Source organism: Amycolatopsis sp., assembly GCF_035546795.1.
In the GTDB taxonomy this organism is placed as follows: domain Bacteria; phylum Actinomycetota; class Actinomycetes; order Mycobacteriales; family Pseudonocardiaceae; genus Amycolatopsis_E.
On sequence record NZ_DASZWC010000003.1, the window covers coordinates 14,688 to 27,547 of the forward strand.

The following is a 12,860-nucleotide window of genomic DNA, read 5'->3' on the forward strand; positions in this document are numbered from 1 at the left end:
ATGGCCACGCGAAGCGGGAAATGGGCGCGCAGGCGCGCGGTCGTGCTGGGCACGGCGATTGCGGTCGTGTTCGCCGGCGCCCTGTACATCGCCCTCACCGCGAGTACGGGGTTACCCGGTCAGTCCGGGACGGTCGTGCGCGCGGCCTTCGACGACGTCGGGGCGCTGCGCACGGGCGACGACGTGCGGATCGCCAATGTCCGGGTCGGCCAGGTGAGCGCGATCGACCTGGTCGACGGCAAACCCCAGGTCACCATGCGGCTCGACGACAACCGTCCGGTCTACCGCAACGCCTCGGCGGTGACAGCGTCGGTCGGGGCGCGCTCGGCACTGGGACAGAAGTACGTCGAGTTCGACCCGGGGGCGCCGGAGGCGGGCCACCTCGATCCCGAAAGCGTGATTCCGGCGACGAAAACCGTTGGCGCGCAGGAACTCTCGGACGTGCTGGCGGTGCTCGACGCGCCGACCCGGCAGGCGCTTGGTTCCACCATCCGGCAGGTCGGCGGCGGAGCGGTCGGGCACGTGCAGGACTTCTCCGACGCCGCCGGTGCCCTGCCCACCCTGCTACCGGACCTCGGCACCGTGGCGCGGGCGCTGAGCGCCGATGGCGGGCAGGACCTGACCCGGTTACTGCAGGCCACCAACCGGTTCGCCACTGCGTTCGACGGGCGCCAGCAACAACTCGGCGAACTCGCCGGACGCCTCGACACCACGCTGCAGGCCGTGAACGCCGATGACGGGAAACCGTTGGGGGAGGCGCTGGACCGGGCTCCCGACACGCTGACGAAGGTCCGTGGCGCGCTTCAGGACCTGCAGCAGCCCCTGGCGAACACGCAAGACGCACTCACCACGCTAGGACCCGGCGCGAACTCGCTCGGCGTGGCGACCCCCGATCTCCGGGGCGTGCTGCGGGAAGGCATCCCGCCGCTGCAACACCTCACAGGCGTCGCCGACCAGGCACAGCCCGCCGTCGGGGCCCTCACCACCACGCTCACCGACGCGCGGCCACTGGCGCCGATGTTGACCCGGGCGGTCACCACAGCGCAGCAACCGCTCGCGCAGATCGCCCCGTACTCCCCGGAGATCTCCATGTTCTTCTCCGACTTCGCCGACGCCCTGCAGTACGGCGACGCGGCCGGTCACTACCTGCGCATCTACCCCCCGATCGACACCGAGTCGGCGACCGGCCTGGTCGGGCTGAAGGACCCGACGGTGGCGCGTGACCCCTATGCGCCGCCCGGGGTGGCGCGTACCGAGCAACGCACCTCACTGCTCGGTGGACAGGGGGCGGGCAAGTGATCGTGTTGCGCAGGCTGTTCGGTCGTAAGGGTGTCGACGGCCGGTACCAGGGCATCTCCGCCTTCAAGCTCGGGATCGCGCTCATCGTGCTGATCCTCGTTGCCGGTACCGCTCTGTTCGACAAGGCCCGCATCATGGCGACGCTCGAGCCGGGGGACACGATCACCGCGCACTTTGCCCGGGACTACCGCCTCGAGCCGTACCAGTCCCAGGTCAAGATCGCGTTCGCGCCGGTCGGCCTCGTCACCGGCATCGACAAGCAGAGCGACGGCAGCGAGCTGGTGAGTCTGAAGCTCGACAAGGGCACGCTGCCCAAGCTGCGTTCGCAGCCCACGGCCGTGATCCGGCCGACGACGCTGCTCAGCGGCAGCTACTTTGTCGACCTGCAGCCGGGCGGCGCCCCGGGGGAGCCGGCCGGGCGCACCATCCCGGTCGAACGCACCAAGCTGCCGGTGGAGCTGGGACAAGTGGCCAACACGCTGCAGCCGGACGCCCTGACAGGCCTGCAGCACAGCGTCGGCGACCTCGACCAGACGTTGCGAAACGGCGGGCAACCGGCGGTCGACCAATTGCTGGCCGATGCGCCGAATCTGCTCGGACCGGCCGGTGACGTGTTCGACGCTGCGCGCGGGCAGAACCCCGGCACTGACCTGCCCAACCTGGTCACGGGGCTGGAATCCACCTCGGCCCGGCTATCCGAGCAACAGGGCCGGCTCGACTCGATCGTGACGAACCTGAGCTCGACGGTCGGCACACTGGGCGCGGACTCGACTCAGCTGGCGTCGACCATCGGCGACCTGCCCGGGACGTTGCGCTCGGCCGACGCCGGATTGCAGCGCCTTGACACCACCCTCGGCAAGCTGCGCAACACCTCCGACGACGCGCGGCCGGTAGCCCGGCAGCTGGCGGACACGCTGTCCCACCTCAATCCGGTGCTGGCGAAGACTGATCCGTTCGTCCGGCAGACCAACGCACTGCTGGATGACGCCGAGCCCCTCGTGCAGCAGCTGACACCGGTGAGCAGACAGACCACGGACGTGCTCGGCGACCTTCGCGGACCGGTGCTCGACCGATTGAACGGGCCGGTGCGGACATTCCTTTACGCCCCGTACAAGGGAACCGGCGAGTACGCACAGTCCACTTCGGACGTCCCGATGTATCAGGAGATCGCCGGTGCGGTCACCAACCTCGACAAGGTGTCGTCGTTGTTCGACCCCAACGGCAGCGCGATCGCCATCCAGATCGGGTTCGGGCTGGGCAGCGCGGGCGGGCTGCCGGTCAACCTGCAGCACTTCCTCGACCAGCTCAACCAGCAGATCCATCGCAACCAGCAGGAGGGACGATGAGCACGCGACTGGGCCGGGCCGGCCGCGCCTGGCAGCGAGTCCGCACGGAACCGGGCCTGCTGCGCAACGTCGTGGTGCTGGCCGCCCTGATCGTGGTCGCCGCACTCGTCGGCGGAACCATCCTGGCCAACCAGCGGGTCACCTGGCCCTGGGATGACCGGTTCACCTTCTCCGCGACTTTCGAGGACAGTCCGGGCGTCAGCCCGGGGCACGGCCAGGAGGTGCGTATCGCCGGGGTCAAGGTGGGCGAGATCGACAAGGCCGACGTCGACGACGACGGCCACGCGCGGCTGCAGCTTTCCATCGACGCGAAATACCCGGTCTACCAGAACGCCACCGTGGTGCTGCGCCCCAAGAGCCCGCTGAACGAGATGTACATCGCACTCAGCCCCGGCGGCCCGCCCGCACCGCGCCTGAGCTCCGGCGGTGTGCTGCCGGTCGGGCAGTCGCAACGGCCCATTCAGATCGACGAAGCGCTGGGGCATCTGGACGAGAACACAAGGCAGGCGCTGGCCAGCCTGCTCCAGGAATCCGACGTCGCGCTTGCCGCCGCGCCGCAGAACCTGCCCGGCGGACTGCGGATGACCGACGAGGTCGCGCGGCGCCTGCAGCCGGTGGTCCAGTCCTTGCAGACCCGACGGGACACCCTCCAGCGGCTGGTGACCGCCTTGTCCCAGATCTCGACGGCGGTCGGCGGGGACGGTGACCGGCTGGGCCGGCTCGCGGGCGATTTGAACACCACGCTGCAAGCGCTCGGCGCGCACAACGGCGACCTGAAGGCGGTGCTGGACCAATTGCCGGACTTCACCAGCCAGCTCAAGTCCGCCACGGACGCCGTACAGGCGCTGAGCGGTCAACTCGATCCCGCGCTGGACAACCTCCGCAACGCCGCGGGCACGCTGCCGGGAGCCCTCAACAAACTGAGCAACACCGTCGACACGCTGGGCACCACCGTCGACAAAGGACTGCCCGTGGTGCAGAAGGCCGAGCCGGTGGTGCAGGACCTGCGGCCGTTCGCGAGCGACCTGGACGCGACGCTGCCGGATCTGAAGGCCGTCGCCGGGCAGCTCGACGGAGTCACCAACGCGGCGGTGCTGAGCCTGTCCGACCTGGGCGCGTTCTTCGTCAACACCCGGTCGCTGACCAGCCTCAAGGACGGCAACGGCGGCATCCTCCGCGGTTTCGCCGTGGTGGCGCCGCAGACGCTCGGCACCAACGCACTCCAACCACTGTCCACCCCGGCCGACAAGTACCGGTTCCCGCACTCTCCGCGCTAGGTGGTCCGAATGAACATCCCCCATGCCGCGCTGCCGAAGATCCGGCTCGTCATCCTGACGATCTTCGTCCTGCTCTGCGCGTTGATCTTCGGCTACCTGTGGGTCAGCTCCGGCGGACGTCTTCCGTTGGTCAGCAAGGACGGGTACCGGGTCAGTCTCGACATCCCGAAGGTGTCGAACCTGGTCGACAACTCCGACGTCACGATGGCGGGCGTCACCGTCGGCAAGGTCGCAGCCATTTCCGTGACCGGCAACACCGCGCACGTGACGATGCAGCTGGATAGCAACGCGCCGCTGCACGAGGGCGCGACCGTGCAGGTCCGGGAGAAGACGCTCGTCGACGAGACGTTCCTGGAGATCACCGAGGGCAAGGGCGCGGTTTTGCCCGACGGCGCGACACTGCCCGCCGGATCGGCCAAGCCGGCCGTCGAACTCAACGACGTCCTGGTCAGCCTGGACGCCGGTACCCGCAACGCACTCGGGTCCAGCCTGCGCTCGCTCGGTGTCGCCACCGACGGCAGCAGGCAGGACATCAGTCAAGCGCTGACCGGGCTCGGCGAGCTGGGCCGTAACGGCAAGACCGCGCTCGACGCGCTGGCCGCGCAGTCGGACGACCTGCGGCACCTGACGGGCAGCGCGGCCACCCTGCTCGCCGCGCTCGACACCCGGCAGGGCGAGATCGCCGACCTGGTCGACAACGCCAACCAGCTCGCGGCGGCGACGGCGGACAACGGAGCGAGTCTGCAAGCCGTCATGCGCAAACTGCCGGGTGTCCTCGATACGGCGCGTGGCGCGACGTCGAGTGTGTCGCAGCTGTCCGCCGCGCTCACCCCGGTGGCGGCGGACCTGCGCGCCGCGGGACCGGACCTCAACACGGCGCTCGAGCAGCTTCCGAAGGCGGTGGCCGGCCTGCGCGGTATCTTGCCGGCGCTGGACGCGGTGCTGGGCAAGGCGCCCGCGACGCTGGACCGGGTACCGCCCGCCGCGAGCGACCTCACGGCGCTCTTTCCGTCGCTGCAGAACGATCTGCTGCAGCTGAACCCGATGTTGACCTACCTGGAGCCCTACGGCCAGGACATCGCGCACCTGTTCGTGAACTGGGGCGCTTCGCTGAACACCGGGAATCAGCAGGGTCAGGCGTTGCGGCTGCTCCCGGTGCTCAACCGGCAGGCTGTGACGGGCGTGCCGCTCAACACCAACATCGGCCCGCTCAACGAACGCAACCCCTATCCGGCGCCCGGCGCCGTCAATCCCGTCCCGTTCACCGGCCAGTACCCGCAGGTGCAGCAGGACCCGGCGCCGCGATGAGGATCCCGGGACTGGTGAAGCGAAACTGGAGCGCGCGTGGCGCCTGCGTGGTCCTCGCGGTGGCATGCCTCGTGGGCCTGGCGGCCGGGGGCCTGTCCCGGCTACGGGTCGAGACGACGGTCGGCTCGTTCCTGCCCGCCGGTGATCCCACTGTCACTCAGCTCGACGAGCAAGCACGGTCCTACGGCGGTGATCCCGTCGTCGTGCTTCTCGAAGCCGATACCCCCAAGAGCCTGCTGGCCGGGCACAACCTGACCGCGCTGCTCGACCTCGAAGGACGGCTCGCGCGGCTGCCCGACGTCGCGAGCGTCTACGGGCCGGGCACGGTGCTCAACCAGCTCGCGGGGCGCGCCCAGGATCTGCTCGCCGAGCTGACCGGCAGGCGGGACGCGATGCGGGCACAAGCCATCGCCGACGCGCAGGCGAAGGGCGCCAGCGCCGCGCAAGCCGACGCGGCGGGGCAGCGCGCCCTCGACGACTTCGACCAGCGCTACGGCCCGCTGCTCGTACAGGGCATGCCCGCCGGACTGCCCACACTGAGCAACCAGCGCTTCGTGGACTCGGTCATGTACTCCCCCGACGGTGGAGTACGGGCGCAGTGGCATTTCGTCGTCCCGTCGCAGAACTCGGTCGCGGTGCTGGTGCGTCCGCGTCAAGGTATGGACCAGTCGGCCACCGCTCGCCTGGTCGCCGCGGTGCGGCAGACCGTCGGCGCCGCCCCGGCCGGGGCGAGCCGGGTCACGATCTCCGGGGTACCGGTGATCGCGTCGTCCATCGGCGACCAGGTGTTCCGCGAGATCCCGCTGATCGGGGGGATCTCGCTGGCCGCCGTGGGGCTGGCGTTGTGGCTCGTGCCGTGGACCCGGCGGCGGCACCGGCTGCCGCCGCTGCTGATCACGCTGGTGTCGATACTGCTGACGCTCGCCGTGTTCGGCTGGGCAGGCAGGCCGCTGTCGCTGGGCGTCGTGGCGTTCCTGTCGGTTTTGCTGGGCGTGGGCTGTTACTACCCGACCTACTTCACGCAACGGGCCCGCCGTCGGACGGTGCTTGTCGTGGCGTGCGCGAGCGCGGCCAGCTTCGCGATGCTGGTGTTCTCGCCGTTACCTTTCGTGCGGGACCTCGGCATGACGTTGTCGGTGGGCGTGCTCGTGTCCGCGGCGGCCGGTGCGGTGCTGCTGCGCCAGATCTCCCTGCCCGGCCCCGTGTTTACTCCGCCGAAGCCACCCGGCCGGCGTGGCTGGGCGTTCGCGGCGCCTGCCGCCGCCCTGGCGGTGGCAGGCTGGTGTGTGCTGCCCGCCCTGCCGTTGCAGTCCGATGTGGACAATTTCGCGGCCGGCCTGCCGTCACTCCAGGACGCCGCGCGCGTCGAACGGACGCTGGGCTCCGCGGGAGAGGTCGACCTGGTGCTGCGCGGGCCGGATGTCACCACGCCCCAGGCGATGGACTGGATGCGGCAGGCGCAGGACGCGATCGTCACCGCGCACGGCGACCAGCTGCGCCCGGCCATCTCACTGCCGTCGCTGCTGACCTTCCTCGGCGGTGGCGCGACCGCCGAGCAGATCGATGCCGGGATGCGTTTGCTGCCGCCCTATCTCAGCTCCGCCGTCGTGCGCCAGGACCACCAGAGTTCGGTGCTCGTCTTCGGCGCCAAGACGACCGACCTCAGCACCCTGCGAAACCTGCGCGACGACGTGCTGCGCGTGCTGCCGGTGCCGCCCGCCGGATACCACGCCGAGCTCACCGGGCTGCCGATGGCGGCGGTGCGGGGCGACGAGCTGATCTCGGGCGACCGGGTCTGGTCCAACGTGCTCGGCATCGTCGCCGCGGGCACGGTGCTGGCCGTGGGCTTGCGCCGCCGGTCCGACGCGCTGCGTGCGGTGCTGGCGGCGGCGATGGCGACCGGGCTCGGCCTGTTCGCACTGTGGCTCACAGGCACACCGCTGAGCCCGATCACCGTTGCGCTCGGGTCACTGACCGCCGCGGTCGGGGCCGAGTTCACGGTCGTGCTCGCGACGTCGGTGCGGACCGGGAACCCGGCGCTGCGCCGGTCGATGTTGCTCGCGACCGTCACGTCCGCGCTGGGCTACGCGGCGCTTGCCGCGTCGCAGCTGGCCGTGATCCGGCAGTTCGGGCTGCTGCTGGCCGGGTCCGTGGTCTTGGCCTGCGTGTCCGCGTGGTGCGTCGTCTCGGTCACCAGCCGTGTCAGACCGCCCGTGCCAGAGAAACAGCCCGTGCTCAAGACACTCGAGGAGGTGCGTTGACCATGCCGACGGACGACGAGACCGAGGACGTGACCCCTGGCGCTGTCGCCACACTGGCGGAGTCCGAGGACGGCGCCGACGAGGTCGAGGAGAACACCGAACCGGAGCGGACGTCCCGGCCGCGTGCCCTGGCGGCGCGAATCCGGCGCCTGCCGCGCTTTCCGCGCAGCCGCAAGGGCCGGGCGCTGCTGGTGGTCGTGCTCGTGCTGATCGCGGGAGGGGGTACCGGCGGCTATCTGTGGTGGAACGCCGGGCGGTTACCCGACGGCGCTGCCTTCCGCGTCGGGGACCAGGTCGTGACCGTCGACGAACTCAACGCCGAAGCAGACCGGCTGCACGCGCTCTACGGGGTGCAGGCGCCGACCGATCCCGCTCAACTGGATGCCTTCCGTCGCGCCATGGCCAAGGCTGACGCTGTGCGGATCATCCTCGACCGGCAGGCACAGCAACGGAACATCGTGATCGCCGACAAGACCGCGGAAGACGTCCTCAGCCGCTACATCTCTCAGCAGGCGGGCGACGGCGCGGACGCGCATGCGAGCTTCGTGCAGGGGCTCGGCGCGGCGGGCACGTCGGAGCAGGCGGTGCTCGACGAGATCAAGCACATGCTCGCCGTCAACCAGCTGTTCGGGCAGCAGACGCAGGGGGTCACGGTGACCGACCAGCAGGTGCGCGACGCCTTCCCAGCGCGGCAGGCGGCCCTGGGTACCCCGGAGAAGCGGTCGATCCACAACATCGTCGTGCGAACCCAGGACGAGGCCAATCAGGTGCTCGCCAAGGTCACGTCGGGAGCGTCCTTCGAGGACATCGCCAAGCAGTCCAGTTTGGACGATCAGACCAGGAACTCCGGCGGTGACCTCGGCCTGGTGACCGCGGCGCAACTCGATGACGCCTACGCCAAGGCGGCGTTCGCGGCCCCCGCGGGCGGGGTGTTCGGGCCGGTGCAGACCCAGTACGGCTGGAACGTCGGCAAGGTGGTGTCGGTCGTGCCGGCGGTGCCCGCCCAGTTCGATGCCGTGCAGGCGCAGCTGAAGCAGCAACTGATCGACGAGCAGGCGATGAACCGCTGGCAGGACTGGCTGACCCAGCAGATCCGTGCCGCCGACGTGCGCTACGCCGACGATTACCGGCCCCAGGACCCGGACGCGCCGCCGCCGTCCGCCCTCAACAGCCAGCCGTCCGCGGTGCCCGCGCCTGCGGGCAAGTGAGCACAGTCTCATGTGGACGATGGTGGTTTTCCAGCTGGCGCTGGGTATCGCACTGGCGCTGATCGGCTGGTGGGGCAGGCGCAACGCACCGGCGCTCGCCCGGGCCGGACCCGGTCACCAGCACCGGACGACCGTGCTCCGGCGCGGGGCGCTCGCCTGCCAGGTCGTGGCGCTGCTGTTCGTGTTGACCGCGGTTCCCTCGCTGATCTGACGGAAGTTCACACGTGAAAGGAGATTTCGATGAGTTTGCGGTACGAGAAGCTCTACATCGGCGGACAGTGGGTGCGCCCGCACGGCAGTGACGTGATCACCGCCGTATCCGCTTCGACCGAACAGGAGCTGGGGTCGGTCCCACTGGGCGTCGAGGCCGATATCGACGACGCGGTGACTGCCGCGCGGAACGCGTTCGACGAGCCCCGGGGCTGGGCCACCTGGGAGCCCGCGAAGCGCGCGGAGGTGATGGAGCGTCTTGCCGACGCGATTGACGCGCGCAAGGACGAAATGGTGCGGCGGATCAGCTCCCAGAACGGCATGCCGATCGTGATCGCGGAGCAGCTCGAAGGTGGGTTCCCCAGCATGCTGCTGCGTTACTACGCCGGCCTGGCCCGCCAGGCGGCTACCGAGGAGGAACGGCCCGGCTTGCTCGGCGGCACGACCTTGGTGCGCCGGAGGCCGGTAGGTGTCGTCGCGGCCATCGTGCCGTGGAACTTCCCGCAGGCGCTGACCTTCTTCAAGGTGGCGCCCGCGATGGCCGCCGGCTGCACGGTCGTCGTCAAGCCGTCACCCGAGACCGTGCTCGACACGTTCCTGCTCGCGGAGGCCGCCGAGGAAGCCGGCGTGCCTGCCGGCGTGCTCAGTTTCGTGCCTGCGGGCCGTGAGGTCGGGGCCTATCTGGTGTCCCACCCGGGAGTCGACAAGGTCGCGTTCACCGGCTCGACCGCGGCCGGCCGGTCGATCGCCGAGGCGTGCGGCAAGCTCCTGCGCCCGGTGACCCTGGAACTGGGCGGCAAGTCGGCCGTGATCGTGCTCGACGACGCCGACCTGTCCACCAGCATCGAGCAGCTGTTCGCGACGTCGTTCATCAACAACGGGCAGACCTGCTACCTCGGCAGCCGGATCCTGGCGCCGCGCGCCAAATACGACCAGGTCGTGGACGTGTTCAGCGGGCTCGCGAGCGGTGTTGCGATCGGCGATCCGCTGGAGCCCACCACGCAGATCGGCCCGATGGTCAGCGCGCGGCATCGCGAGCGCGTCGAGTCCTACATCGCCAAGGGCAAGGCGGAAGGCGCCCGGGTCACCGTTGGCGGCGGGCGGCCCGAGCACCTCGACCGCGGATGGTATGTGCAGCCGACCGTGTTCGCCGACGTGGACAACAACTTCACCATCGCGCAGGAGGAGATCTTCGGCCCGGTGCTGTCCGTCATCGCCTACGACGACGTCGACCACGCGATCCGGATCGCCAACGACTCCGACTACGGGCTGGGCGGTTCGGTGTGGACGGCCGATCCCGAACGGGGCGCTGAGGTCGCCAAGCGTGTCCACACGGGAACGATCGGGATCAACGCCTACCTACCCGACCCCACCGCGCCGTTCGGTGGCGTGAAGGCCAGCGGACTCGGCCGCGAGCTCGGGCCGGAGGGATTGGCGGCGTACCAGCAGCTGCAATCGGTCTATCTCGACCGCAGCTAGGGGGCAACGGTTGGCCGGGCCTTCGCGTCCGGGCCCGGCCACCGCCTTATCTCCCGCGGTGCAGAGCGACAAATCACCAACGATGGCCGAGAGGGCAGGCTGATGTCGCAGACAACGACGGTGTGGGACCGGTATGGCGAGGATGAGGTCCCCGCGTTCCACGCGGCCGGATTCTGGCGCGAGGAAGGCCTGTTCGACTTGGTGGACGCCAAGGCGCGGCACTATGGCGAAAGGTTTTCGCTATCGACGGCACGACCTCACTGACCTACTCCGACCTGCGCGAACGTGGTGAGCGGCTGGCGGCCGGGCTGGCCGGGATCGGCGTTGCGAAGGGGGACAGGGTCGCGGTCGAGCTGCCGAACTGGACTGAGTTCCTGCCGACTGCGGTGGCGCTGGGACGTCTCGGCGCGGTGCTCGTCCCGATCATGCCGATCTACCGCACCGATGAGGTCGGCTATGTGATGTGCCACTCCGGTGCTGAGGTCGCGATCACGTGCGAGGAGTTCAAGGGCTTCCGGTATGCCGATATGTTCGCCGCGCTGCGCGAGTCACTTCCCGAACTCGTGTCGCTGGTGGCTGTGCGCGCGGCCGATGCGGGGCGTGCCGTGCGGTTCGAGGACTTGACCACCACCTCGGTGGGCAATCTCGGCGGCTTGCCCTCACCCGACGATCCGTTCTTGATCCTCTATACCTCCGGTACCACTTCGCGGCCGAAGGGTTGCTTTCACACGTTCAACACGGTGCGTGCACGGGCGGTCTCGCGGCGATCCGCGAGCTGTCGTTCCCCGTCATCGCCGCCGCGCACGGGGCCGCGGCGGGTGGCGGTCTCGCACTGGCGCTGGCCGCCGATATCCGGCTCGCCGCGCCCACCGTGAAGTTCAACGCGGCGTTCATCCGCATTGGACTGTCGGCGGACGAGCTCGGGACGTCGTGGCTGCTCACCCGGCTGGTCGGGCCGGGACGCGCGGCGGAGATCGCCTACACGGCACGGGTCGTCGAGGCCGCGGAGGCCGAGCGGATCGGCTTGCTCAACCGCGTGGTGCCGGCGAGCGGCTGCTCGACAGGGCGCTGGAGATGAGCCGCCGGATCGCGGGCAACTCACCCGGCGGCGTGAAGCTGTCGAAACGGGCGCTGCAACGCAACCATCACCTGCCGCGTGCGCGTCGCCGCCTACAGAAGCTGATCGATCGTGCCGACCACAAGGCCACTCAGCAATCCCCGGTTACGGCCGAAAAACCACTCCGCCGGCGCCCGCCGTTCACCGAACCCGGCCGCGGCCACACCATAGGGATCATCCAGAGCGATGCTCCGGAACCGGGCATCCGGCGCGTCACCCGCGTCGGCCAGCAACTCGCGCCATTTGGTGTTGAACCGCCGCTTCCCGTGCAACAGCGCGACCTGACCGGCCACACCAGGCCCGAACGCGTCTGCCCACACGCGAACTTGGGAAAACATCGGATCGCTCGTTGCCTGTGTCGGCATTCCCACGAAAACGCCATCAGCGCCGAAGCGGGCGGCCAGGACCTCGGCCGCGGCCAGTGCGCCCTTGGTTTTGCCCTCACCCGTCGGTGCCTCAACGATTGTCAAACCCGGTGCCGGCATCTCCCGCGCGAGTTCGACCATCACGCTCTGAAAAGGCCGTGCCCGCGCACCGAACCGCACCTCGAAAAATTCACTGTCCGGAACGGGCAGCTGGCCCCAGCCGCCGCGCACGCCCAGACGATCCCACGCCGGGCGCGCCCGGTCACGAGCCGTCGCCAGGCACACGTCGTCCAACCGGTCGAGGCCGGGGAAATCCTCGTGCGCACTCGCGATCCAGTCCGCCATCACGATCAGACCCGACAACATCAGCTGCTCAGCCTTATTCGGCGCGCGCTCCGGCTCGACCTCGCCCAGATCCCGGTACCGCAACGCGCGGGTCAACATGGTCACCACGGCCCGCTGCACCTGCCGCCACGCCGGGCCACGGCCGTGATCCTCACCCTCGTCCTGCCGCCCGAATTCCTTCTTCGACGGGAAGCTCCCGTGATGGCCCGCGACCAACGGCCACACCCACTCCACGTTCCCGCGATCCCAGATACCGGCAAGAAGATCAGCCAGCACCTTGCCGCCGGCGATCCCGTGCCGCCACACCGGCTTCTGGAACCGTGCCGCACGCCAATCAAGCCCCGCAGCCCGAACGCGTTCCGCCGACACCGGATCCATCGCCTGAAACGCCGGAGTCGCCTTGCCGCAGTCATGCACCCCGCACAACCACATCAACAACCGCAACCCCTGACCATCTCCAAGATCATCCAGCAAAGCACGCGTCCGGGGCGCGAGATACCGCGACCACATCAACTCCGCCACCGCAGCCGTATCCAGCAAATGACACAACAACAAACTCATCCGCCCGCCACCCCTGGAAGCGGACTCCCCCACAACACCCCCAACTGGCCAACCACATCACGGCCATAACCCAAATCCCGGGCA

Annotated in this window: 11 protein-coding genes; 10 read left to right on the forward strand and 1 reads right to left on the reverse strand. The window is 69.5% G+C overall.

Annotated elements, in window-relative coordinates:
* From VHD82_RS03585 to VHD82_RS03630, 10 genes are all read left to right on the forward strand, one after another.
* The gene (locus tag VHD82_RS03585; protein ID WP_325696940.1) at nt 1-1,299 is read left to right on the forward strand and encodes an MlaD family protein; all 1,299 of its coding nucleotides are present in this window, start codon (nt 1-3) and stop codon (nt 1,297-1,299) included.
* Nucleotides 1,296-2,645, forward strand: coding sequence for an MlaD family protein (locus VHD82_RS03590; RefSeq protein WP_325696942.1), 1,350 nt, complete (start codon nt 1,296-1,298; stop codon nt 2,643-2,645). Before VHD82_RS03585 ends, VHD82_RS03590 begins: the two co-directional genes overlap by 4 nt.
* Complete coding sequence (locus VHD82_RS03595) at nt 2,642-3,922, forward strand: MlaD family protein (RefSeq protein ID WP_325696944.1); 1,281 nt, start codon at nt 2,642-2,644, stop codon at nt 3,920-3,922. The genes VHD82_RS03590 and VHD82_RS03595 overlap by 4 nt, the downstream gene beginning before the upstream one ends.
* A gap of 9 nt (nt 3,923-3,931) precedes the next feature.
* Nucleotides 3,932-5,230 carry an MlaD family protein gene (locus tag VHD82_RS03600; RefSeq protein ID WP_325696946.1) on the forward strand — a complete coding sequence of 433 codons (1,299 nt, stop codon included), beginning with the start codon at nt 3,932-3,934 and terminating at the stop codon, nt 5,228-5,230.
* A gap of 14 nt (nt 5,231-5,244) precedes the next feature.
* Nucleotides 5,245-7,491, forward strand: a complete 2,247-nt coding sequence (locus VHD82_RS03605) for an RND transporter (RefSeq protein WP_325696948.1) — start codon at nt 5,245-5,247, stop codon at nt 7,489-7,491.
* 2 nt (nt 7,492-7,493) lie between these two features.
* Entirely contained in the window at nt 7,494-8,699 is a 1,206-nt protein-coding gene (locus VHD82_RS03610) for a peptidyl-prolyl cis-trans isomerase (RefSeq protein WP_325697502.1), read from the forward strand.
* 19 nt (nt 8,700-8,718) lie between these two features.
* Nucleotides 8,719-8,910, forward strand: a complete 192-nt coding sequence (locus VHD82_RS03615; RefSeq protein ID WP_325696950.1) for a hypothetical protein — start codon at nt 8,719-8,721, stop codon at nt 8,908-8,910.
* A gap of 29 nt (nt 8,911-8,939) precedes the next feature.
* Complete coding sequence (locus VHD82_RS03620; protein WP_325696952.1) at nt 8,940-10,388, forward strand: aldehyde dehydrogenase; 1,449 nt, start codon at nt 8,940-8,942, stop codon at nt 10,386-10,388.
* A gap of 242 nt (nt 10,389-10,630) precedes the next feature.
* Nucleotides 10,631-11,263 (forward strand): AMP-binding protein, encoded by a 633-nt coding sequence (locus VHD82_RS03625; RefSeq protein ID WP_414637447.1) that lies wholly within the window; start codon nt 10,631-10,633, stop codon nt 11,261-11,263.
* Complete coding sequence (locus tag VHD82_RS03630) at nt 11,179-11,466, forward strand: enoyl-CoA hydratase/isomerase family protein (RefSeq protein WP_325697504.1); 288 nt, start codon at nt 11,179-11,181, stop codon at nt 11,464-11,466. Before VHD82_RS03625 ends, VHD82_RS03630 begins: the two co-directional genes overlap by 85 nt.
* Nucleotides 11,467-11,558: 92 nt before the next feature.
* On the opposite strand, the gene VHD82_RS03635 is transcribed toward VHD82_RS03630, so the two are convergent.
* Nucleotides 11,559-12,776, reverse strand: a complete 1,218-nt coding sequence (locus VHD82_RS03635) for a CRISPR-associated endonuclease Cas3'' (RefSeq protein WP_325696954.1) — start codon at nt 12,774-12,776, stop codon at nt 11,559-11,561.
* Between the last annotated feature and the right edge of the window lie 84 nt (nt 12,777-12,860).

Coding starts and splice junctions, on each gene's coding strand:
- VHD82_RS03585 (WP_325696940.1), top strand. CDS start 1: ATGGCCACGCGAAGCGGGAAATGGGCGCGCAGGCGCGCGGTCGTGCTG.
- VHD82_RS03595 (WP_325696944.1), top strand. CDS start 2,642: ATGAGCACGCGACTGGGCCGGGCCGGCCGCGCCTGGCAGCGAGTCCGC.
- VHD82_RS03600 (WP_325696946.1), top strand. CDS start 3,932: ATGAACATCCCCCATGCCGCGCTGCCGAAGATCCGGCTCGTCATCCTG.
- VHD82_RS03610 (WP_325697502.1), top strand. CDS start 7,494: ATGCCGACGGACGACGAGACCGAGGACGTGACCCCTGGCGCTGTCGCC.
- VHD82_RS03615 (WP_325696950.1), top strand. CDS start 8,719: ATGGTGGTTTTCCAGCTGGCGCTGGGTATCGCACTGGCGCTGATCGGC.
- VHD82_RS03620 (WP_325696952.1), top strand. CDS start 8,940: ATGAGTTTGCGGTACGAGAAGCTCTACATCGGCGGACAGTGGGTGCGC.
- VHD82_RS03635 (WP_325696954.1), bottom strand. CDS start 12,776: ATGAGTTTGTTGTTGTGTCATTTGCTGGATACGGCTGCGGTGGCGGAG.